The 24,083-nt window shown below is 48.9% G+C and carries 19 protein-coding genes; 17 read left to right on the top strand and 2 right to left on the bottom strand.

Annotated features, from left to right (window positions below; genetic code table 11):
- Nucleotides 1-57 precede the first annotated feature (57 nt).
- A complete protein-coding gene (locus AC1DF0_RS08315) occupies nucleotides 58-1,026 on the top strand; it encodes an AraC family transcriptional regulator (protein WP_477573634.1) in 969 nt (322 codons plus the stop codon).
- A 103-nt stretch (nucleotides 1,027-1,129) separates the two neighbouring features.
- Here AC1DF0_RS08315 and AC1DF0_RS08320 read toward each other — a convergent pair whose 3' ends face one another.
- Complete coding sequence (locus AC1DF0_RS08320; RefSeq protein WP_477573635.1) at nucleotides 1,130-1,885, bottom strand: SDR family oxidoreductase; 756 nt, start codon at nucleotides 1,883-1,885, stop codon at nucleotides 1,130-1,132.
- A 168-nt stretch (nucleotides 1,886-2,053) separates the two neighbouring features.
- Here AC1DF0_RS08320 and sigJ point away from each other — a divergent pair, with 168 nt between their 5' ends.
- The 4 genes from sigJ to AC1DF0_RS08340 all read left to right on the top strand — a co-directional run bounded on the left by sigJ (nucleotide 2,054) and on the right by AC1DF0_RS08340 (nucleotide 6,900).
- Complete coding sequence (sigJ, locus tag AC1DF0_RS08325; protein WP_477573636.1) at nucleotides 2,054-2,941, top strand: RNA polymerase sigma factor SigJ; 888 nt, start codon at nucleotides 2,054-2,056, stop codon at nucleotides 2,939-2,941.
- A gap of 220 nt (nucleotides 2,942-3,161) precedes the next feature.
- Nucleotides 3,162-4,673, top strand: coding sequence for a spore germination protein (locus AC1DF0_RS08330; protein WP_442049153.1), 1,512 nt, complete (start codon nucleotides 3,162-3,164; stop codon nucleotides 4,671-4,673).
- Nucleotides 4,670-5,770, top strand: coding sequence for a GerAB/ArcD/ProY family transporter (locus tag AC1DF0_RS08335; protein ID WP_477573637.1), 1,101 nt, complete (start codon nucleotides 4,670-4,672; stop codon nucleotides 5,768-5,770). Before AC1DF0_RS08330 ends, AC1DF0_RS08335 begins: the two co-directional genes overlap by 4 nt.
- Entirely contained in the window at nucleotides 5,767-6,900 is a 1,134-nt protein-coding gene (locus tag AC1DF0_RS08340) for a Ger(x)C family spore germination protein (RefSeq protein ID WP_442049151.1), read from the top strand. Before AC1DF0_RS08335 ends, AC1DF0_RS08340 begins: the two co-directional genes overlap by 4 nt.
- A 33-nt stretch (nucleotides 6,901-6,933) precedes the next feature.
- Here the strand turns inward: AC1DF0_RS08340 and AC1DF0_RS08345 are convergent, their stop codons facing one another.
- A complete protein-coding gene (locus tag AC1DF0_RS08345; RefSeq protein ID WP_442049150.1) occupies nucleotides 6,934-7,728 on the bottom strand; it encodes an AraC family transcriptional regulator in 795 nt (264 codons plus the stop codon).
- Nucleotides 7,729-7,873: 145 nt separating this feature from the next.
- Here AC1DF0_RS08345 and AC1DF0_RS08350 point away from each other — a divergent pair, with 145 nt between their 5' ends.
- The 12 genes from AC1DF0_RS08350 to AC1DF0_RS08405 all read left to right on the top strand — a co-directional run bounded on the left by AC1DF0_RS08350 (nucleotide 7,874) and on the right by AC1DF0_RS08405 (nucleotide 24,039).
- A complete protein-coding gene (locus AC1DF0_RS08350; protein WP_477573638.1) occupies nucleotides 7,874-8,806 on the top strand; it encodes a glycoside hydrolase family 43 protein in 933 nt (310 codons plus the stop codon).
- 4 nt (nucleotides 8,807-8,810) lie between these two features.
- Nucleotides 8,811-9,716 (top strand): family 43 glycosylhydrolase, encoded by a 906-nt coding sequence (locus AC1DF0_RS08355; RefSeq protein ID WP_477573639.1) that lies wholly within the window; start codon nucleotides 8,811-8,813, stop codon nucleotides 9,714-9,716.
- Complete coding sequence (locus AC1DF0_RS08360) at nucleotides 9,713-12,103, top strand: alpha-L-arabinofuranosidase C-terminal domain-containing protein (RefSeq protein ID WP_477573640.1); 2,391 nt, start codon at nucleotides 9,713-9,715, stop codon at nucleotides 12,101-12,103. The genes AC1DF0_RS08355 and AC1DF0_RS08360 overlap by 4 nt, the downstream gene beginning before the upstream one ends.
- Nucleotides 12,104-12,281: 178 nt before the next feature.
- Nucleotides 12,282-13,832, top strand: coding sequence for a response regulator (locus AC1DF0_RS08365; protein WP_477573641.1), 1,551 nt, complete (start codon nucleotides 12,282-12,284; stop codon nucleotides 13,830-13,832).
- An 11-nt stretch (nucleotides 13,833-13,843) separates the two neighbouring features.
- Nucleotides 13,844-15,589 carry a sensor histidine kinase gene (locus tag AC1DF0_RS08370; protein ID WP_442049145.1) on the top strand — a complete coding sequence of 582 codons (1,746 nt, stop codon included), beginning with the start codon at nucleotides 13,844-13,846 and terminating at the stop codon, nucleotides 15,587-15,589.
- Between the two features lie 123 nt (nucleotides 15,590-15,712).
- Nucleotides 15,713-17,425, top strand: coding sequence for an ABC transporter substrate-binding protein (locus tag AC1DF0_RS08375; RefSeq protein ID WP_442053444.1), 1,713 nt, complete (start codon nucleotides 15,713-15,715; stop codon nucleotides 17,423-17,425).
- 114 nt (nucleotides 17,426-17,539) lie between these two features.
- Nucleotides 17,540-18,499 carry an ABC transporter permease gene (locus tag AC1DF0_RS08380; RefSeq protein WP_442053445.1) on the top strand — a complete coding sequence of 320 codons (960 nt, stop codon included), beginning with the start codon at nucleotides 17,540-17,542 and terminating at the stop codon, nucleotides 18,497-18,499.
- 20 nt (nucleotides 18,500-18,519) lie between these two features.
- On the top strand, nucleotides 18,520-19,428 hold the full coding sequence (locus AC1DF0_RS08385) for a carbohydrate ABC transporter permease (protein WP_477573642.1): 909 nt from the start codon (nucleotides 18,520-18,522) through the stop codon (nucleotides 19,426-19,428).
- Nucleotides 19,429-19,468: 40 nt separating this feature from the next.
- Nucleotides 19,469-20,884 (top strand): family 43 glycosylhydrolase, encoded by a 1,416-nt coding sequence (locus AC1DF0_RS08390; protein ID WP_477573643.1) that lies wholly within the window; start codon nucleotides 19,469-19,471, stop codon nucleotides 20,882-20,884.
- A gap of 263 nt (nucleotides 20,885-21,147) precedes the next feature.
- Nucleotides 21,148-22,026, top strand: coding sequence for a helix-turn-helix domain-containing protein (locus tag AC1DF0_RS08395; protein ID WP_477573644.1), 879 nt, complete (start codon nucleotides 21,148-21,150; stop codon nucleotides 22,024-22,026).
- A 144-nt stretch (nucleotides 22,027-22,170) separates the two neighbouring features.
- Nucleotides 22,171-23,124 (top strand): ABC transporter permease, encoded by a 954-nt coding sequence (locus tag AC1DF0_RS08400; RefSeq protein WP_442053351.1) that lies wholly within the window; start codon nucleotides 22,171-22,173, stop codon nucleotides 23,122-23,124.
- A gap of 21 nt (nucleotides 23,125-23,145) precedes the next feature.
- The gene (locus tag AC1DF0_RS08405) at nucleotides 23,146-24,039 is read left to right on the top strand and encodes a carbohydrate ABC transporter permease (protein WP_442053350.1); all 894 of its coding nucleotides are present in this window, start codon (nucleotides 23,146-23,148) and stop codon (nucleotides 24,037-24,039) included.
- The last annotated feature ends 44 nt before the right edge of the window (nucleotides 24,040-24,083 follow it).

A 24,083-nucleotide genomic window follows, 5' to 3' on the forward strand; every position in this document is an offset into this window, starting at 1 on the left:
TTTACAATGCATGTCGTTGATCCTATAATTTCAGTGAAGGACGGGGGGATGGATCATATGCTGCATCACACAATGGAAGATCGTAATGAACGAGGGAAAACCGTTGAAATACAAGGAAATCAGTTGGAACGACTCATTGCTGCGGCGGATCGGATCGCGATCGCGGATGGCCGGACACCCACCGTCGTTTCCTTTCTTTCCATCGTCAAACATAGTCGTGAAACGGTTCGAAATCCGGGCATATTGACTCCTTCTTTTTGTCTGATCCTTCAAGGGCAGAAGAAGCTGTATCTTGGACAAGATATGTTTCGCTACTCGGCGGGAGATTATTTGGCATCGCTGATCGATATGCCGGCTTCCGCTCAAGTCATAGGCGCTACGAAGGATTCGCCCTACATGGGGCTGCGAATCGATTTTACGGCGCAAGAAATCGCATCCGTGGCGATGGAGGCGGAAATTGTCACGGAGTCGAAATGGAGTGGTCCCGGAGCCGGAGCTTTTATCGGCAAGTCGGATGCCGGGTTGCTGGACATCTTTTTACGGTTGCTGAATTTGATCGACAAGCCTAAAGACATTCGGTTTCTGTCCGAGTTGATCAAGAAAGAAATGATATACACCTTGCTGTCAGGCGATTTCGGGCATATGTTTTTCCAAAAGACGATCTTCGATCATAATGCGGATGGCGTCGGAAAGGCGATCCAATGGATCAGACAAAATGTAGAACGTCCATTTACCGTGGAAGAGCTCGCGTTAATGTGCAATATGAGCGTCTCCGGGTTGCATCATAAATTCAAAGCGATCACGACGATGGGGCCATTGCAGTACCAGAAGCAGCTGCGTCTGCAGGAAGCCAGACGCCTGATGCTAAGTGGATCCGTCGGAGCGACAATGGCCGGATCCGCAGTAGGCTATGAAAGTCCGTCCCAATTCAATCGGGAGTACCGGAGGCTGTTTGGCCTGCCTCCCTTGCAGGATATCAAAGCGTTGAGGGAATCTTCTTGGACTGGGGGATTCGAGGATGGTTAACAATAGCAACAAAAATGCTTGATCTTGAAAGCGCGACAACGCGTTTTGGGGCAGTCTCCCGGTTTCTGCGGGATACTGCCCCCTTTTTTTGAAGCTTGTCTAATTACAATGGAACGATCGTACGGCTAAGCCAAGCTTCGAGCGTTGTTGTCGTCAAACGCGCGTTGCCGCTAGGAACGAGCGAGCAGTCGTTCAGCTTTGTGCCGAAGTAAAGCGCGTTATCGTCGGCCACAACTTGGCGCTCGTCTTTCTCTGCCCGCAAGTAACGTCCGACCAGCTCGTCGATACGCATGCGTTCCGGACCGGCGAGCTCAACCATGCCTATGACCGGCGTTTCGAGCGCAAAGTCGACCAATGCCGCGGCGACGTCGTCGGATACGATTGGCTGTACGAAGGCATTAGGCAAAGTGACCGTATTTCCTTCGGTAGCCACGTAAGCAATGCTGTTGATAAACTCGAAAAACTGCGTTGCTCTGACGATCGTATAAGGAATCGAAGAAGCCTTGATTAAATTTTCCTGAGCCATCTTCGCACGGAAATAACCGCTATCGAGTAGCTTTTCCGTACCGACCACGGACAAAGCCACATGATGACTTACTCCCGCTTCCGCTTCGGCCGCCAACAGGTTTTGGGTCGACTTTTCGAAAAATGCCAAAACCGCATCGTCCTCGAACGACGGGGAGTTCGCGACGTCCACGACAACCTGGGCGCCGCTAAGCGCTTCGGCAAGTCCTTCGCCGGTAACCGCATTAATGCCTTTCGAAGGCGATGCCGCGACCACCTCGTGGCCGATCTCTGTAAGCTGGCTTACAAGTTTAGATCCGATAAGGCCAGTGCCTCCTATAACTACGATTTTCATACAAATCCTCCTCATTTTTAACCGCTGCATAAATAAGACGACGCTCTATTCCGTACCGTGACAATATTCGACCCGGCTTTACGAAAAAATGCAGAATCGTTAAATGTCACAAAACGGGTCCTCGTTTTGTCTAAGGCTTGAAAGAATGGATGATACGGAGGCGGAAGAATGGAGCAGTGGTACGGAAAATATAAAGGACTTTTGTTTAAGCTTGCTTATCAGCTAACGGGATCAGCGTCTGACGCGGAGGATGTGCTGCAGGACGTTTTTCTGAAAATATACGATGTGCCGCCGGAACAGGTGGAGTACCCTAAAGCCTATTTGTGCAAGATGGTCACGAATCGTTGCAAGGATTTGCAAAAATCAGCAATGAAAAAGCGCGAGATCTATTATGGAGAATGGCTGCCGGAACCGTTCCTGAGTTCGGGGGACGAGCAATCCATCGAACAGGTTGTGAAAGACGATTTGTTGTCCTATGCGATGCTTGTGCTTCTCGAGCGGCTATCCCCGTCGGAACGGGCGGTCTTCGTCCTGCGCGAAGCACTCGGCTTCGAGTATCATGAAGTAGGCGAGCTAATCGATAAAAGCGAACAGAATTGCCGCAAGCTGCTTAGCCGCGCGAGAACGAAAATGGGAATTGCGCCGGATGAACCGATCCATTCCGAAGAAACCAGTCATAAATGGGTCGCAAATTTCATGGGAGCGCTCAAAAAAGGCGATCTGAATCAGATCAAGTCAATGCTGGCTCAGGACGTCGTACTTGTCTCCGACGGAGGCGGCAAAGTAAGTGCCTCATATGTGCCGGTCGAAACACGCGAGCTGGTCGCGCAGCTTCTGCTAGGTCCGCTGCGTCATGCTTCGATGGTCAAGGGCATTGCAATAATCGAAATCGTTCAGGTCAACGGAGTGCCAGCTCTTATATTTGGTTCGGCAGAGGGGGTTCATACCGTTGCGATGATTCATGTCGAGGGGGGTAAGGCGCAAAAACTGCATGTAGTCCGTAACCCGGACAAGCTGCAGCGTTTTTGGGCATTTCCTGTCTTTGGCGTTTCTTGAATCAACTATCAAGCCATTAATCGGCTGATTCGGCGCAAGGGTCGATAGTACTGCAGTTATTCATATAGCGATCGCTTCTCCATGTTCGAATGGGAGGCGGTCGCTTTGTTTTTGCTTGCAATAATCAATGCCATGCATGATCCTCGTAAATAATGGAAAAAATATGCACGATCTTTGTACGGGTATAAAATCCATTGGATGCGAGCGGGAGGTGCGTCGGATGTCGGATCAAGGAATGAATAGGACGGAGGGAAGCGAGGACGACCGGCTAGGGACGGATATCAAGCAGCACGCCGAGCGGTTGTCCGGCATTTTCTCCGATACACCGGATCTAATTTTACGCCATTTTCGCATTAAACAGACGAACGAGAAGGCCATTCTCGTTTACTTCGAAGGGCTTACCGACAAAAACTCGATTAACCATGACGTGCTGCTCCCGCTGCAGTTGCATGAAGGGTGCGGCACGCCGGGAGGCGAGTTGATTACGACGGTGGGCTATATCGATCCGGTCGTTAGCTGGTCGGAGATTGAGAAGAAATTGCTGCAAGGCAGCAGTCTTTTGTTCGTTGAAGGAAGAACCGAAGCGTTTGCCATGGATACGAAAGGCTGGCCGCAACGGGCCATCGAAGATCCGCAGTTGGAATCGTCGCTGAAAGGCGCGCATCAAGGCTTCGTTGAAACTGGCGGTCAGAACATTGCCCTGCTGCGCCGCTACATCCCGAACCGCGAACTGAAAATTAAACGGCTGCTCGTAGGGAAGCGAGGTCAGACGCCTATATCGATCGTTTATTTGGAAGACGTGGTGAACGCCGATTTTCTGGCCGATCTTGAGAAACGAATCCAAGCCATTAAAACGGATGTGATCATCAATACGGGAGAATTGTCCGATTTTATCGAGGATAATCCGCGCTCGTTGTTCCCGCAATTCATCGCGACCGAACGTCCTGACGCGGCCGCATCGCAAATATTGCAAGGGAGATGCATCGTGATCGTCGACCGATCGCCAAGCGTGCTCGTCGCACCGGTCACGTTCATGTCTTTTTTTCAAAGCGTTGACGATTATAGCACAAGATGGCCGATCTCGACCTTCATTCGTTGGCTGCGTTTGTTTGCTTTCTTTGTTGCGGCGTTTCTGCCTGCCTTCTATATCGCGGTTATCTCCTACCATTTCGAGATTATTCCGCTGAAGCTGCTGCTAACTTTGGGACAATCGCGTGGACAGGTGCCGTTTACGCCGTTCATGGAAGCGGCCATTATGGAAATTACGCTGGAAATGCTGAGGGAGGCGGGCGTGCGCCTGCCTGCTCCCGTCGGACAAACGGTAGGCATCGTCGGGGGCATCGTCATCGGGCAAGCGGTCGTGCAGGCGGGCTTGATTAGCAATATCATGGTCATCGTCGTCGCTTTCACCGCCATTTCCTCGTTTATTTTGCCGAACTACGATATGGTAGCGGCCGTCCGTCTTATCCGCTTCATGATGATGATCCTCGCTTCCATGTTCGGATTCGTAGGGCTTATAGTCGGTCTGATGACGATGGTGGCGCACTTGATTTCGCTGCAATCGCTAGGCGTGCCTTACGGTCATCCGTTTGCTCCCGTCCGCTTCGCGGATTGGAAGGATACAGTCATTCGCGTACCGCTGTGGTTTATGGACAAACGGCCCAAAAGCACCTCCCCTAAGCAAGAGCGCAGACAAGCGGACAGCCGTATAAATAAAGGGGACAAGCCATGATTAAGACAACGGGCAACGAAATAACGACGATGCAGTTTATATGTCTTATCTCCGGCCTGCAAGTAAGCTTGCCCGTGCTTTCGATTCCGTCTAATTTATCCGATACGGCCGGAACGGACGGGTGGATATCCATCTTGATCGGATGGGCGATCAGCCTGATCGTCAGCTTGGCGATCGTCGGCATAATGAAAAAAAGGCCGCAAGACACTTTATTCGATCTCGCGGCCCATTATATGGGCAAGTGGGTCGGCAGAACGTTGGCGCTGCTTTTTATGCTTTATTTCCTAAGCTTAGCCGTTGACACATTGACAAGGTCGGTCCTCATTACAAAAATATGGCTGCTCGGCAACACGCCCATCTATTTGCTCATGGCTTTAATTCTTGTCCCAACCTATCTTGTTGCCTGCAACGGTCCGCGCATTGTCGGCAGATATTCCGAGCTCATGACGCTGATGTCCTTATGGATACCGTTCGTTTATTTGTTTACGCTCAAGGAAGCTAACGTACTGCACCTGTTTCCGATCTTGAAGCATGGAGTCGCACCGGTGCTTCAAGCGGTCAAGGATACAATATACCCGACGCTCGGCATAACGGCCGTTTTCGTCTTTTACCCGTATTTGAAGCATAAGGAGAAGGCGACCATGGGCATTTTGCTTGCCAATACGTTGACGACGGCCGCCTACATGTTCTTTACGTTGATTTGTTATCTTTACTTCAGTCCGGACGAAATCAATAAATACAACGAGCCGACGATTTCGATATTAAAATCGATCGAGTTCAAATTCATCGAGAGGATCGAGGTTCCGTTTATTTCCTATTATTTGCTTGTGTTCTCCTTATCCTGGATACCGTTTCTTTACTTGGCGACCTTTTGCTCAAGATGGCTTCTGAACAAGCCGGACAATCGCAGCCATTTGCGAATCGTATGCGCGGCTATCGTTGTCGGTATTTATTTTTTCCGTCCGACTTTCGGCTGGAGCAACAGCTTTGAGGCTTTGATCGGAAAGATCGGTTTTTGGCTGGAATACGCCTTTCCGGTATGCTTGTTCTTGGTTCTGGCGGTATATACGAAATGGAAAGGGAGACTTGTTCAATGAGCACGCTGTTTAGAAGGTTCGTCGGTACGTGCGTCGTCTGTCTTCTGCTCGCTGGCTGCTCCGATCAGCTAAGTCTCGAAAATGCGGCGACGCCACTCGCGCTAGGCATGGATTTGGATCGAAACGGTACTTTCAAGTTCTATTCCTCGTCGCCGGTGTTCAGTAAAAATATTAAGAAAAAAAGCGTTGAAACCGGCGGATCTGCCCTAACCTTGCGGGAATCCCGCGCCAAACAGGATGCCCAGCTGACCGGAGCCGCGCAAGGACGGAACTATCAAGTAATCATCGTGGGCAAACGAATGCTGCAGCATGACGACTGGTTCAAAATGATGGATGTGATTTACCGCGATGCCCGGAATACGGTTACCGATCGGATGGTCATGTATGACGGGGCCGTGTCCGAAATCATCGGGTTCAATCAAGTGGACCAGCCCCCGCTGCCGATCTTGCTGCGCGGCATGATAGACTCGAACAGCTCTCGTTCCGAGACCGTTCATACAACCGCGCAGGAGCTGCATCGACAAATGTACGAAAGGGGAATAACCCCTTCGATCAGCGAGGTAAGGCTGCAGAACAATAAGGTCATTCTTTTCGGAAGCGCCTTGTTAAACCATAGAGGCAAATATATGGAGTCTCTTGGCGCGCAAGAGTCGATCTTGCTGAATATTCTTAAAGGCGATGCCAAGGCGGGCATAAGCCTTTCTTATCCAATGCCGGATAAACCGATGACGGGACCGTTTCATACGAATATCGTCAGCTTCAGCGCGGGGAAAGTAAAGGTGAAAGTGAAATCAGGCTATAAGCAAGGGAAATTTCATTTCGATATTACGCTTGCTTCGCTTATTACGTTGTCGGAGGAAATGTTTGCGTACAATATCGGTCGCGACGATGACGAACTGGCCAGGAGAATCAACGAACAATGCAAAAAACAGCTCGAGAAGCTGATAGCGAAATTCCAATCCCACCGGATCGATCCGATCGGCCTTGGTCTCTATGCAAGAGCCCATCATTTCAGGCAGTACGAGAAGGTGCAGGAACACTGGGGGAACGCGCTTGCGGATGCAGAGATTGCCGTGCACGTCAAGTTTACGATTGGCGCAATGGGCCCCGTTCAAGGAGGAACGGAGTAAAACTTCGGACACCGAGTTTGCAATAGGAGAGCGTCAATTGGCTGGCGAACGGTATTTTCGACGATACTGGGTCGGCGTCAAGTGTACGCTCTTTTTGAATTGCCTCATAAAGTGAACCTCATTGTCGTAACCGCACAGCTCGGCGATCGTCTTGATGTCGTGGACGGAGTTCTCCAGTAAATGCAGCGCGAATTCAAGACGGTTACGGATGATGTCGTTCATCACGGACACGCCGAATATTTCCTTGTACAGCTGTTGGAAATGCGATCGGCTCATATTCATGCTTGTCGCCAGCTCATCGATCGAATACGAAACCGAAGGCGAGTTGTAGATGACGTTCCGAAGATTAATGAACTGATCATAATGCTTGCTGATGTAATGGTTGGAGTCGATGCGCGTACGCATCTCGCTAAGTTTCATTAATAGGCAGCGCACGGTGGCATCCATAATCTCTCGCTTGTAAGGGCCGTTATGAATGTGTTCGGTTTGAAGCTCGTTCACCTTTCTGGAAATGTAAAAAGGGTCGTGAGCGGTTATGATTGCATCGAGCGGCAGCCCAAGCTGCCTGCACAGCTCGTCCATTTCATCGGAATCGAAGTGGAACCAGTCATGAACCATAGGCTGCTCGATTACTTTGTAATATTGTTTGCTGTTGCGGCCATAAAGAATATAGCTATTTTGTTCAGTGATAACGGTTTTACCTTGCAATTCGACTGCCATCTTGCTGCGGAACAGCACGAATAGGAAGTCCCCCGAGCCGTCGGGCCGATCGACGGTAAATCCATTCTCATGGGTGATGTTATAACCGCATCGTTTAATTTGAATCAAGCCTATTCCTCCGATCGTGACTGGACAATATATCAGTTAATACCTATCATACATCATTTACGAAGAAGAAATAAAGATAGAAAATAGGAGTTGAACCAGCCGAAAAGTATGGATGATATTTCAGTTAAGAGGATGAGTGAAACAGATGGGCGCGAACACAGAGAAGTATGCGGGATATTTGTTCGCTTATTTCAAGGGCGAGCGGTACGAAGACGGGGAACAGGTTTATTTTGCGCTTAGCGAAGGCAATAACGCTCTTGCGTGGAGAGAGTTGAACGGAGGCCGGCCGGTCCTTACATCTACGCTAGGAGAGAAGGGCGTTCGCGATCCGTATATCGTTCGTTCGCCGCAGGGCGATTCGTTCTATATGGTAGCGACCGATCTGCGGATTCACGGCAACGGTGATTGGGGACGAGCTGTGACCACGGGCAGTCGATCCATCATGGTATGGAGGTCTTCCAATCTCGTAGATTGGTCCGAGCAGTCGATGGTTGAGCTGGCTCCGGAGGGGGCGGGCTGCACATGGGCACCGGAAGTTTTTCTGGATAAAGGCTCCGACGTGTATTACGTGTTCTGGGCTTCCATGCTTGACGGCAGTGATGCTGGCGGCAATTCGGAGGGGCGGTATCATCGCATGATGGTGTCCGAGACCAAAGATTTTATAGCGTTCAGCAAGCCGGAAGTATATATGGATTACGGGTATTCGGTTATCGACACAACGATGATTGAAGACAAGGGCAGCGTGTACCGGATAAGCAAAGGAAATAACATTATGCAAGAGTCGGGAAGCTCCTTCTACGATCCAAGCTTTGCACTTATAAATGAAAGCGTAGAACAGCCGCATTTGCGTCAGGGCGAAGGTCCGATTATTTTCAAGTCAAATACGGAAGAAAAGTGGTACGCATTCATTGATGAATATGTAGATCGAGGTTATATTCCGTTGGAAACGACGGATTTAAGCTCAGGCATTTGGTCGTTGCCTGACCACTATGCATTGCCGGCTTCGCCGCGCCACGGCTCGGTTATTCCGGTTACGCAGTCCGAATACGATCGATTATTACAAACATATGGGGGTTAATCGGATGAATAAACAACAGCAACCTACAATTATAGGCAAGTGGGCAGACCCGTTCTTACTCAGGGATGGCGACGATTATTATATGTACCCGACAGGGGACAGCCCAGGATGGGTATATGAGAAATTCCATGTTTTCCATAGCAAAGACTTGGTGAACTGGGACGGTCCTTACTTGGCGCTTGATCTGAACGATGTCGAATGGGCGAAGACGAGTGCTTGGGCGCCTGGCATCAACAAATATAAAGACAAATATTATATGTACTTCTCTGCGGAAGCGCAGATCGGCGTTGCCGTATCCGACTCGCCGCTCGGGCCGTTTAAGGATCTGCTAGGCAAACCGTTGCTCACGAAGGATGAGTATGCTTGCCAGAGCATCGACGCCGATCTATTCGTCGACGACGACGGTCAGCCTTATTTGCTTTGGGGACAAGGCAAGTGCTGGATCGTTCCGCTGGGCGACGATATGGTTTCTTTCAAGTCGAAACCGGTGCTGGTGTCGAACCAGTTCTATGAGCAGCGCGGCCAAGATCCTGAAGTATTCGACAGCGGCGTCTACAACGAAGGACCGCATATGCAGAAGATTAACGGAAAGTATCTGCTTACATGGAGCAACTATGACACGCGCGATCCAAGATACCAAATTTGTTACGCAACGGCCGACCATATCTATGGTCCTTACGAGATTCCGCAAGATAACCGCGTAACCCGTCCATCCGAGACGTACTTCGGCACAGGCCATGCTTCGATGGCGGAATATAAAGGCGATTGGTACTTGTGCTACCACCGTCTTATTGACCCGGCGACTGGCGTTTTGCGGGAAACATGCATTAGCAAAGTCGAATTCATCGAAGGCAAGCCGGTAGTTGATGTAGATCACTGGTTATCTGCTGATCGAGGAGAAGCGGAATGAGCAAGCCGCAAGGAAAACTGACGATCTACACGCAGCAGCAGGGAGCTGAGCTGGGCGATTTGTTCGGCATTTTCTTCGAGGATTTGAATCATGCAGCCGACGGAGGGTTGTATGCGGAACTGGTGCGCAACCGTTCCTTCGAGTTCGATCCGATCGATCACCGGGATTTCCATGCGCTTACCGCATGGGAGAAGGTAGAGCGAGGCGGCGGGCAGGCGGAGCTATCGATTGAGCAATCGGATCCGATGAACCGAAGGAATCCGCATTACGCCGTTATTACGATTCATGAAGCTGGCGACGGTGTCGGTATCGCGAATAGGGGCTTTAATTCAGGCATTCCGGTACAAGCTGGTAGGGAATATCGGTTCTCCTTCTACGCAAGGCGAGACGCGAGTCTGGACGAGCCAGTCGTCATTGCCATTGAAAGCAAAGAGGGCATCGCACACGGGAAAGCAACCGTTATCGTGAATTCGTCCGAGTGGAAACGATACGAGGCTTCGATAACGGCCGGCGAAACGGACTATAGCAGCAGGCTAGTGGTTACGACGGGCGGCACAGGCAATCTATATGTGGATATGGTCTCGTTGTTCCCTGTTCACACATTCAGAGGACGTACGAACGGGCTGCGCGAAGATATTGCAACGCTTCTAGCCGATCTGAAGCCAAAGTTTATGCGCTTCCCGGGCGGCTGCCTCGTGCATGACGGGTCGTTGAATCCCGATGACCGCAATTCGATGTACCGTTGGAAGAACACGATTGGCCCAGTCGAGCAGCGCCCTTCGAGGAGGAACAACTGGAGCTACAATCAAACGCTTGGCTTAGGTTATTACGAGTATTTTCTCTTCTGCGAGGATATTGGCGCGAAGGCGATACCAATCTTGCCGGGCGGGTACGACCCGCATCATAAGCGGATTGTGCCGATAGACGAGCTTGCTCCATGGATCGAGGACGCGCTTGATCTGATCGAGTTCGCCAATGGCGATGCTGATTCGGAGTGGGGAGCAATTCGAGCTGAGCTTGGCCATCCAGAGCCGTTCGGACTCGAGTATATCGGCATCGGCAACGAGGAGGTCGGCGAACCGTTCTTCGAGCGATATACGTACTTCCATCAAGCGATTAAAGCGAAATATCCTACTATCAAAGTGATCAATTCCAGCGGTCCTTTCGCCGCCGGCGGGGAATACGAGCGAGGCTGGCAGTCGGCGCGGGAGAACGGCTCGGATCTTGTTGACGAGCATTACTATCAATCGCCGGAATGGTTCTTAGCCCATGTAGACCGTTATGACGGATTCAAGGCCGATGACCCGAAGGTGTTTCTAGGGGAATACGCCTCTTGGGGCAATTCGTATTACAATGCGCTCGCGGAAGCGGCATTCATGACCGGATTAGAGCGTAACGCTCATGCGGTCGGTCTTGCCTGCTATGCGCCAATGCTCTGTAATGTCGATTATGTGAACTGGAAGCCGGATCTTATTTGGTTCAACAACCATGAGGTGTTCGGCACAGCCAACTATTACGTGCAGAAGCTGTTCATGCACCATCAAGGCGACCGGCTGCTCGGCATCGAAGCGAGCGGCTTTGAGAAGCTGGACTCGACAGAGATCAAGCCGATTCAAGGCGCAATCGAGCTCGGGACGGACGGCAGCAACGTTGTATATTCCGATGTGCGTATCGTCAATAATGATACCGGAGAGGAGCGGACATTCGAGGGCTGGACGGCCGAGCTGTCGGATACCGCGGAAGCTCGTCTTGCGGGTACGGATAAGCGTTTTGAACGGTTGGACGTTGTAGATTGGTCGAGCTATACGCTGTATGCGACGGCAGTGAGAACGGATGGCCCGAAAGGCTTCGTTCTATCGTTCGGTCAGTCGGATGACGCTAACCGCTTATACTGGGAAATCAGCGGCTGGCAAAATCAAGATTCCATGATCAGCTCCCGCGTGAACGGACGCGGTTCCTGCTTAACCCAAAGCTTGTTCACCGTCGAGAATGACGTCACCTACAAGCTTGCGCTTGAAGTGTCGGGAAGGAAGATTCGCGCCTTCATTAACGGCGAGCTGATGCACGAGACGGAGGACAAGATTGCCGTAATCCAGCCGCTCTACTACTCCTCCAGCACAGAAGATGCTACTGGAGATACGATCGTCAAAGTCGTCAATATGCAGGAAGCGGCAGTATGTGCAGAAATCGCTTTGGAAGATTTGCAAGCGGCGGATAGGATGCGCCATGTTGTCAGCTATGAAATGTCAGGCCACTTGCCCCAGGACGAGAATAGCTTCGAGGAGCCGCAGAAGATTGTACCCGTTCAAAGCGAGTTCTCGTTCGATGGCAGCAGCTTTACCCAAACGTTCCCTGCCCAATCCATCAACGTATTACGCATACGTTAGTTCGCAGCATAGAGCTGCTGATAGAGGCTAACCTGCCAGGTCCTAACAGACTTGGCGGGTTGGCCTCTTCTTATTAGTTATGGCCAATTCGCCCAACTAACGCTTGCTTGTAGTCCTGAGCTATTCACGTTACAATCTTGAATTGTAGTTTCGTAAACTTTACGGAGGAGGAAGGCTCATGCATAAAGTACTGATTGTAGATGATGAGATTTTTGTGCGTAAAGGTGTAATCAATCTAATCGATTGGTCGTCGCTGCAATTCGAGATTTGCGGAGAAGCGGAGAACGGGCTCGAAGCGTTGAAGCTGATCCAACTGTTAACCCCGGATCTCGTCATTGTTGATATAAGAATGCCAGTGATTGACGGTTTGGAGCTGATTCGACAGGTAACCGCGGAAGGAAAGCACCAACCGATATTTGTCATTCTAAGCGGGTATCCCGATTTCTCGTATGCGCAGCAAGCTTTCCGTTACAATGTGTCCGATTATATTTTGAAGCCGGTTGATGAGGCGGAGCTTACAACTGCCTTAAAAAAGATAGCGAATATCATGAATCAAAGACAGCTCCTATCGATGACAAGGGAAAAGCCGCTTGTCGAAATCATAATCGAAAGCTTGGTTCAGGACGAGCCGGACGACCAAGTAATGGCGCAAATTGCGAATACGCTTGAGCTTACTCTCTCCGCCCCCTATACCTATGTCATCGTAGAATTCCAAGATGAGCTTCCTCATAGGGAAATCGACTATTTGATCCCTTTGCAAACGGAGCTCCAGCAGTATTTCCTTCTCGAGAGACAACCCCTTCTTATTCATGCTCGCGATTACAATCAATACGGCTTTATTGTGCCCCCGTCGCGGTCGATGGAGGGGATTGATTACAAGAGGCTGCTTCAAAGATTGGAACATAATCTTTCAACGAAAATTGCGTTGTTTATTGGTCATGCGGTCGAACACTTGAAACTGATCGTTCATTCCCGCACGAGCGCAGACGAGTGTTTGAATTATCGTTTCGCCGGAGGCTCTAACGGTATATTTATGGCTAACGAGCTGTTAAGCATGTCCTTGTATTATTTTGATGTAGATGAAGAACTGCACAGTAAGCTGATCTATGAGGTTGAAGCCAATCGAGTCGAAGGGTATAACAGCGCTATCGATGCGATTTTCATAGCTTTTCAGGAGCGATATTTCGCTCCCGGAGCAGTTGCGAATACCGTTAGACGAAGCATGATTGCCACAATCAATATTATCCGACAACTGGATGGAACTGAGCAAAATCTAGAATGGTTCGAGGAATTGCTTAATTGGCAGAGGAAATACCGTAATCTGAATCAGCTAAAGCATGTTTTCAAAAATTTCATAGAGGAAGCTGCAGCTTATATCGCGGAAAAACGAGGAGACAAAGGAGAAGGAAGCATTGAAAAAGTGAAAAAATATATTGATGGACACTTCAGGGAAAATATTTATCTGAAGGGCATTGCTGCCGACTTCCATATGAACCCGATCTATCTAGGACAGCTGTTTCGCAAAAATTACGGTTCATATTTTAATGAATACCTTCTGTCACTCCGCGTCGAGGAGGCGAAGCGTCTGCTTCGCCAAACGAAAAAACGCGTCTACGAAATCGCCGAGCAAGTCGGATTTCAAAACGCGGATTACTTTGCCACCCAGTTCGAGAAGCTGGAAAAAATGACGCCGACAGATTATCGCAATAAGATGATCGATCAAAAATAAGGAGGTCCGTCGTGCTCAATTTTCGATTGCACCATTTAAAGCTCAGAAGCAAGTTGATCCTCATCTATGTCATATGCGTGTTCATTCCGATTGTGTTGACCAATGTGATGTTCTATCAGGTGACAACCATGAACATCAAGAACCAGAAGACAGCGGATGCGGAAAAAGCGATTGCTTTGTTGCAATCCGAATTAAAGGCCCTGATTGACGATGCTGCAGGTATTTCATATCTATATTCGATCGACAATCAGCTGAGCCATCTTCTGAATAGCGACCATACCTCATACGATCGTTATGTAGAATCGCTAAACGGCGTATCGAGTCTGTTCAATCGCGCAGACAAGGAGTACAAAACCATCAGCTCGGTTACGATCATGAGCGACAACCCGGCGATTCTAAACTCCAGTCATATTATCAAGCTCGAGGATGAAATGCGGGAAACCACCTGGTATCGCCAAAGCGCAGAATACAATAATACTTATCCGCATCTGTATGTATCATCGGGCGGTATCAGCGTTATTCAGAGGCTGTCGGATCGCCGATACGATTCATATGAAAATGTGATCAAAATCGACTTGAATGAAAATTACATAAAGCAAATATTCGATTTATCCGGTTTTGAAGGCGACATTTATTTGCTGGATCCGTCAGATCAGGCTCGTTACGGGCGTCTGGCAAGCGGTCAGCCAAGCGGGCAGATCACGTCTGATCGGGGGCTTGGACTTGATGGGATCACTAAGCCGAAAAAGGCAATCGTTATTAGCAAGCAATATCAGACTAACCGTTATCTGGGGGACTGGAAGCTGTACGGCGTTCTTGACGAAGAGAAAATCTTATATGATGTCAGACAATCGGGGCAATTTATCCTTTGGTTTGCTGGGGTTAACTTCCTCGTGCCTACAATCGTAATTTTAATATTCTCCCGATCGATCCATACACGCATTCAAGCCATTCTGAAGCGAATGAAATCTGTCAAAAGCAAACACTTTGAACGGATTCCCTACAGTCGGGAACGGGATGAAATTGGCGAACTAGCTGTGGAATACAATCGGATGAGCACTCGGATCGAAAACTTGATCAATGACGTGTACGTTTCCGAGATCCAGAAGAAAGAACTGGAGCTGCGTCAAAGACAAGCCCAGTTATACGCGCTTCATAGCCAAATCAACCCGCATTTTTTATTTAATGCGCTTGAAACGATTCGGATGCGAAGTCTAATGAAAGGCGAATCGCAGACGGCTAAGACGATAGAGAACATGGCGAAAATTTTCCGAAAATCGATTCTATGGAAGCGAAGCTTCGTTACGATCCGCGAGGAATTGGAGCTAATCGAGTGTTTCCTGGAAATTCAAAAGTATCGTTTTGACAGCAAGCTGGAGTATCATATCGAGATCGATCAATCTATTATGGATATAGAAATTCCGAAAATGGCATTTTTGCCATTCGTGGAAAATGCGAGTATTCACGGTATCGAGAATATTCTCGGCATTGGATATATTACGATTCAGATCGCGAAAGAACAGGAACAGATCATCTTTGTCATCTCGGATAACGGGGTGGGTATCGATCAAGCGAAAATTGATGAACTTCACCGCTATTTACACGAGGATGCCGACATAGGCGATTCAATAGGCATGAAAAATGTCATTACTCGTCTAAATATATACTACGGAGAATCGTTCAGCTTCGAAATTTCGAGCGATCTTAATAAAGGAGCACGGATTACGCTGCGATTGCCGATTACACATAGATTATAGATCCGTTAAATAAGTTCACAACTATTCAAAGACCGATCTAAGGTTTGCTATATAACAATTGTTTATTTTTTATCCTAAACTGAAAGTGCTTACATCACATTAAAAGTAGAAAGGGGTTAGGAAATGCGCAACAAAAGATGGCTGCAAACCAGCCTAGCCATGCTAACGGCCACAGTAGTTCTCCTTGCCGGTTGCTCGTCGAATAATGGCGAAGGAGGGAAAACAAACAACAAGAACAACACGAACACCAGCACCGCGACCGGCGAAAATACCGGAGAAGTCAGCAAAGACCCGGTCACCTTTACTTATTTCGGATTCGGAACGAATAACGACGTACTGGCGAGCGAAACAACGATCGGCAAAATCCTTCAAGAACAAACAGGCGTCGATTGGAAAATGGAGTTTGTCGTGGGCGATCCGAGCACCAAGGCCGGCGTCATGATTGCCGGCGGCGAATATCCGGATGTCATCTCTCCGGTAGCTGAACTTGCAAAGCTTTTGGATGCAGATGCGTTAATCCCGCTCAATGATCTGATCGAGCAGCATGGTCCTAATATCAAGCGCGTGTATGGCGATTATATGGACAAGATCACAAATGAAGACGGAAACATTTACATTCTGCCTTTCACGGCCAACATTGGCGGTTATTTGACGGAGCCGGATGCGGGCAGCAGCATCTGGATTCAACGCAGAGTGCTGAAAGAATTCGACTACCCGCAAGTTAAGACGCTTGATCAATATTTTGAACTGATCGAGAAATATCAGGCTAAGTATCCGACCATCGATGGAAAAGATACGATCGGCTACGCTACGTTCGCAGGCGAGCCTGGTCAATTCTACACGATAACGAATGCACCTATGCATTTAGCCGGATATCCGAACGACGGCAATGTTTTGGTAGATATGGAGACGCATGAAGCCAAGGTGTACCAGGGAACCGATTACGAGAAAAAATGGCTTCAAAAGCTGAATGACATGTACGTAAAAGGTTTGTTCGATCCAGAGAGCTTCACGGCTAACGGCGACCAATTCATGGCTAAGCTGACTTCCGGCCGTGTGCTCGGATTTAGCGGCTACATCTGGCAGATCGGTAATGCGATCAACAACCTGAAGGCAGCCGGCAATGACGATCTGCGTTACGTATCGCTTCCGATCGTATTCGACGAGAATACGACAGATGCTTACATGGACCCACCTTCCTTCGTCAACAACCGCGGTCTCGGCATCAGCGTAAGCGCCAAGGATCCGGCTCGAATCATTCAATACTGGGATAACCTACTTACGGACGAGAACCAGAAGCTTGTCCAGTGGGGCGAAGAAGGCGTCACCTATTCCGTGAACGAAGAAGGCCGTTTCATCATGAGCAAAGAGCAATTGACGAACCGTAACGATAACGACTTCAAACGCAAGTACGGCTGGGCTTATTTCGATTATGAATGGCCGCGTTACGGCAACAACTCCGTGTACGAGGACGGCAATGCGCATGTGCCATTCAGCCAACCGGAAGTAGCGGATGTCAACTATACAGACGGCGATCGGGCATTGCTTAAAGCTTATGGAAGCGATACGTTCTCTGGTTTCTTCGCGAAACCCGTGGAAAGACCGTGGTATCCAGCCTGGAGTATCGAGAAGGCGCAAGGATCTCCCGAAGATATTTTCAATCAGAAAGCAGGAGATCTTCAGCAAAAGTTCTTTCCTAAGTTGGTGCTTGCTTCCGAAGGTCAGTTCGAGTCCGTCTGGGCCGATTATCTCAAAGACTTCGGCAAATTGGATGCAGCCGGCTTCGAAGCATTCATGACCGCCAAGGTGAAGGATCGCGTCGCTGGTAAATGGTAAGTGCAAGCATGCAACAAATCATGTAAACCAAGCGGGAAAAGTGAAGCCATTCACTTTTCCCATCTACTTATGGTTAGTGACAGATAAGATTTTGCCGGAAGGGAGACGTATCGGGTGGAGAAACATAGCGTACAATTGACAGGATCGTCTTCAGGCGATTCGCGCCTAAAGGCCTATTTCAAAGCATTATCCAAGCAGAAAATGCTGATGCTGATGTCGCTGCCTTTTCTTGCATGGGTAATCATTTTTAAATATGTTCCGCTCTGGGGCTGGACGATTGCCTTTCAAAAATATCGGCTTGGCAGAGATATATTCGACCAAGCTTGGACGGGATTGGATAACTTCAAGTTTTTGTTTAAGGAAGAACAGTTTTATCTAGTCTTGCGCAATACGCTCGTAATGAGCTCTATTAATCTGGTGTTAGGATTCGTAACCGCGATTGTATTGGCGCTTCTCTTGAATGAGCTTCGAAAAATCTTCTTCAAGCGAACGGTCCAGACGATTAGTTATTTGCCCCATTTCATTTCGTGGGTCGTTGCCGCTAATATCGTCCAGACAACGCTTGCTCCGGAAGGGATTTTCAATGAATTGCTGCTCCAGTTCAATATCATCGACAAGCCCGTTCTGTGGCTCGGCGTCGGCGAGTATTTCTGGAGCATTCTAGGCGTAACCGAAGTGTGGAAGAACATCGGATGGAATACGATCATCTATTTGGCCGCCATTACGACGATTGATCCTACGCAGTACGAAGCAGCCGAAATCGACGGCGCCTCACGCTTGCGGCGGATGTGGCATATTACGCTCCCGGGCATGAAACCCGTCATTGTCATCCTGCTCATTATGAATCTGGGCCATATCCTGGAGTCCGGCTTCGAACCGCAGTACTTGCTTGGCAATGGCATGAATGTTGAATATTCGGAAAATCTTGATATATTCGTGTTGAAATACGGGATACAAATGAATAACTATGGCTTGGCGACAGCAGCAGGTATGTTTAAGACCGTTGTCAGCTTCATCTTCTTAATCGTTGCCAATAACCTTGCCAAACGTCTTGGCGAAAGCAGATTGTATTAGATGGGAAAGGCGGCGATACGATGAAAAAAAACAATTCAGCTCGATATTCTTCGACGGGCGATCGAATATTCGATGTGTTTAACTACAGCTTCATGATTATTCTTGTCATCTTCACTTTGTATCCGTTCATCAATATGTTTGCTTTGTCGTTTAACGATGCCAATGACTCTATTCGTGGCGACATCTATTTTTGGCCGCGTGAATGGACCATTCGCAATTATGAATATGTGTTTGGTGAATCAAACGTGTTCTCTGCAACCTTCATCTCCGCAGCGCGGACAATCGTCGGGACAATCATTTCCGTATTTTGTACAGCGATGCTTGCCTTTGCGATCAGCCGTTCCGAGTACAAATTGAAAAAATTCGTTTCCGTTACCTTCATTTTCACGATGTACTTCAGCGGCGGCTTAATTCCGAACTATCTGCTCATTAAAGAGCTCGGCATGATTAACAGCTTCTGGGTCTACATTATTCCGGGTATCATCGGCGTATTTAACATGATTGTCATTCGGTCCTTCATAGAAGGCTTGCCGGAAGGAATCATGGAATCGGCCAAAATCGACGGCGCGGGGGATCTGACCACCTTTATCCGTATCGTGCTTCCGCTTACCGTACCGGCACTTGCTACTGTGTCTTTGTTCGTAGCGGTATATCAATGGAACTCCTGGTTTGATGTATTTCTGTATAATTCTTCGAGGCCTAATCTAAGCACGCTGCAATATGAATTGATGAAAATTTTGTCTACCTCCAATACAAGCGCTACTGCAGCCGACCAATATGCGGATGCACAAGGAAATGCACAGATGGTCACGCCGACTTCGATTCGCGCTACGATGACGATCGTTGCAAGCGTGCCGATTATTTTGGTCTATCCATTCCTGCAGAAGTATTTTGTCAAAGGTATGGTCGTTGGCGGAGTGAAAGGGTAATAGAGTATCCATATAGGCTAGAGGAGTGGAAAACATTCTTATGAAGAAACAAGGCGTAAATCCTTACTTGCCGTCATGGGAGTATATTCCTGACGGAGAGCCGCATGTCTTTCAGGATAGAGTGTATGTATACGGATCGCATGACCGCTATAACGGGCATGTCTTCTGTCTGAACGATTATGTATGCTGGTCGGCGCCAGCCGACGATCTTGCGGACTGGCGGTATGAAGGCGTCATCTACGAGAAGACGGACGATCCGCTGAATCCGGACGGGCGCATGTGTCTCTATGCGCCAGACGTCACCTGCGGCCCTGACGGGCGCTATTATTTGTATTATGTTCTAGACAAGGTGTCCGTCGTCTCGGTCGCGGTCTGTGATTCACCGGCTGGCAAATACGAGTTCTACGGTTACGTGAAGTACGCCGACGGAACGCGCTTAGGCGACCGTGCGGGCGATCAGCCGCAATTCGATCCAGGCGTCTTGACGGAAGGCGGCCTCACTTACCTGTATACCGGATTCTGCGCAATCGGCGACAAGTCGCGCAGTGGCGCGATGGTAACGATAATCGGATCGGATATGCTTACGATTATCGAAGAACCGACGTTCATCGTGCCAAGCGAGCCGTACAGCAAGGGAACCGGGTTCGAAGGACATGCGTTTTTTGAAGCGCCATCCATCCGTAAGCGGGGCGACATGTATTACTTCGTCTATTCCTCTGAAGTCATGCACGAGCTGTGCTACGCGACTAGCAAGCATCCGACGAAGGGCTTCACGTACCGCGGCGTCATCGTCAGCAACAACGACTTGCATATCGATACGTACAAGCCGGCAAACAAACCCATGTATTATGGCGGCAACAATCACGGTGGCATGGTGGAAGCGAACGGGCAATGGTACATGTTCTATCATCGTCATACGAACGGCACGAGCTACAGCCGACAGGGCTGCATTGAACCGATTAAGATCATGGAGGACGGCACCATTCCGCAAGTCGAGCTCACGACAAGCGGTCCGAACGGCGGCCCGCTTGTCGGACGAGGCGAGTATCCGGCATATCTGGCTTGCCATCTGTTCACGAATACGGATGAATTGTATACGGGCACGTACGGCGCGTGGATGGACGGCCGATTCCCGAAAATAACACAAGACGGCATGGACGGGGACGAAGAGGTCGGTTACATCGCGAATATGCGTGATTCCGCAACAGCGGGTTTCAAGTATTTTCGATGCGAAGGCGTGAAGCGCGTCAAGATCAAGGCTCGCGGTTATGCCCAGGGCAGCTTCGAGGTCAAGACGGCATGGGATGGTCCGTCGCTCGGATCGATACCGGTCGACTTCACGAACGTATGGACGACGTATGTGGCCGACATTACCGTCCCAGAAGGCGTTAATGCCTTGTATTTCACGTATACGGGCAACGGCAACGCGAGTCTGGCGTCGTTCACTCTGGAATAACTGTATTACGCATACGTTAGTTCGCAGCATAGAGCTGCTGATAGAGGCTAACCTGCCAGGTCCTAACAGACTTGGCGGGTTAGCCTTTTTGTTGCTATGGCCAATAACCGTGTTAATGCGGCGCAGAACATGTTGTATAAAGGCGAAAGATGAGAATGTTCGGATATTAGTAAATACTCCCCTTGTCGAATGATAGTTTTTGTGACATCATGAGCCTAACAATTATCTTACTTATCTGAAAACATTGTAAAGGAGCAACGCTCATGACGAAGTTCAAAGGCGGAGACATTCCGCGGGAAAAAGTAAAAATGGCTAAGCATTATCCGTTCTATATTGGAGATACGATAGGCGTGACGAGCTACTATCAGAAGCTCCATTGGCATGATGTGCTAGAGATAAATTTCATTAAATCAGGCACGGGCTACTATATCATTAACGGACAGAAATTCGAGTTTCAGGAAGGCGATATTTTGCTCATTAACTCCAATGATTTGCATTGCGCTTATGAGACGAAAGATCTCATTATGCAAGTAACCTCATTCGATCCGGCATGGCTCATCAGCAGCTTGCGCCTCGATCCGGAGCTGCTTAGTCCATTCCGCGAAATGGGGGTTAATTTCTCGAATTTGCTCGATCGCGAGCATCCGCGAATGCATACAATGAGAGCGCTTTTATTAGAACTGCAAGAAGAGCATGAAAGTGGACAGCGTTCTTACACGACGATGGTATATGCACTTCTGCTGCGGTTTCTCGCGATCGTCAACCGGGAATTCAGAATCGAAGGAGCTGCTATTGCCGCAAGTCAGATCAGCGAGCGCCAGCTCGATAAAATGCGTTATGTCATTCACGAGATGGAACAGAACTTCGCCCACCCGTGGACGCTGGAGGAGCTGGCTGCGCTCGTCTATCTCAGCCCTTCGCGATTCAGTGATATTTTCAAGCGGACGGTCGGTATGCCGCCCCTGTTGTACCTCATTCATATACGACTTGAGAGAGCTGTCGCGATGCTCGAAAATAATCAATTGAAAATAACGGACGTTGCCCTGGAGTGCGGATTTCGTACGTTATCGAATTTCAATAGACTGTTCAAAAAACATATAGGCGCATCGCCTAAGCAGTCCAGACGCTTTCATGGCTCTTGAGCAGTAAGATAGTGTTAGTTTTCAAAGGTATAGGCGAGGAATAGGCTATAACTTGGCTTTACAATAGGAATATATCAAGTTAACCGTAAATGTTATGAAAACTGACTCGAGTATTACATGCAACTAGGAAGGGGAGGGAATGTTATGCCGCAATTGAGCGTGAAGACGGCGGAAGAAGTGTACAGAAAGCCGAATCTGCTCCAAAGAATCGGCAGACAGTGGGATATTCAACTCATGGTCGTGCCGGCGCTGATCTTCATCATTGTGTTCTGCTACATTCCGATGTACGGGGTGCTGATGTCATTCCAGGATTACAGCTTGTTCAAAGGGTTCATGAATAGTCCGTGGGTTGGCATGAAACATTTCGAAATGTTCTTCAACGCACCAGAGTTCTGGACTGTGATGCGCAACACGCTCGTAATTAGCTTGTTGAAGCTTGGAATCGGATTTCCTGCTCCGATCCTGCTAGCGCTCATGTTGAACGAGATCGGGGGCCGGGTGTTCAAGCGGCTCATACAAACGATCAGTTATTTGCCCCACTTCCTCTCGTGGGTCATCGTGTCGGGCTTCGTCATCTCGCTGCTATCGACAGACAACGGCAGTGTGAACATGCTGCTTCAAGCATTGAATATTATCGACGAGCCGATCAACTTTCTCGCTGAACCGAAGTACTTCTGGTCGATTCTCGTAACGACGGGTGTATGGAAGGAAATAGGGTTTTCATCCATTGTATACTTGGCGGCTATTGCGGGCATTAACCCTCATCTTTATGAAGCGGCATCCATTGACGGCGCAAGCCGAATCAGACAGATGTTCACGATTACGATTCCTTCTATCTTGCCGGTCATTGTCGTATTCTCCATCCTTGCTATCGGCAATCTGCTGAATGCCGGTTTTGATGACATTTTGCTGCTGGCAACGAATCCGGGGCTGCGTGAAGTGAGCGAGGTCATCGACACTTATGTGTATCGTGTAGGCGTGCTTAATGCCAGATATTCCTATGCGACGGCAGCCGGGTTGTTCAAAGCGCTGATAAGCATCGGACTCTTGGCCGGAGCAAACTATATGGCTCGCAAATCAGGCAACAGCTTATGGTAAAGGGAAGGGGCGTGTGACGGCATGAAGCTGGCAATGGAAGATAAAATGTTTGTCTCATTGATCTATATCGTTCTGGCTGTACTTGGTTTTACGGCCATCTATCCATTTTGGAACGCAGCAGTCATTTCATTCAACTCGGGTGCCGATACGATGCTTGGCGGCATTACGTTCTGGCCAAGGGAGTTCACGCTGCAGAACTATGAGGTTGTATTCAAGGATAAACGTCTTATCGACGCCTTCTTCATATCTGTCAAGCGTACTGTTATAGGTACTGTATTATCCATTGCAGCTACGGCAATATTCGCTTACGGCATGACGAAGCGAGGATTGATCGGCCGCAAATTCTATATGATCATGTGTGTCATCACGATGTACTTCGGCGGCGGCCTAATCCCTAGCTATTTGCTTATTCAAAGCTTGAATCTGATGGACACCTTCGAGGTCATGGTAATCCCTGGCATTATCAGCGTATGGAATATGATCATATTCCGCACCTTCTTCAACGGCATTCCGCAAGGACTTGAAGAGTCGGCGCAAATTGACGGCTCGTCGAACTGGGGTATTTTTTTCCGGATCGTATTGCCGCTGTCGGGTCCTGTTATCGCTACATTGGCCTTGTTCACTGCCGTCTATCATTGGAATGATTGGTTCACGCCAAGTATTTATATTACCAATACGGACCTGCTGCCGATCCAAACGAAGCTGAACCAAATACTGAACTCGAACATTATGCTCGAGCAAATGCAGAATATGGACTCGGCGGCGCAAGGCAGATTGAACAAAATGAGAACCGTAACGAGCAAGTCATTATCAATGGCAACGATGATGGTCGCTACTGTACCCATCCTGTGCGTGTATCCATTCGTTCAGAAATACTTTGTCAAAGGCGTGTTAATTGGTTCTCTTAAGGAATAGGCGAGGGTATAAGGCATTAGTCTTAACCATAGATAAGTGAGGGG

The sequence above is a fragment of the Paenibacillus sp. 05T425 genome (assembly GCF_056396205.1).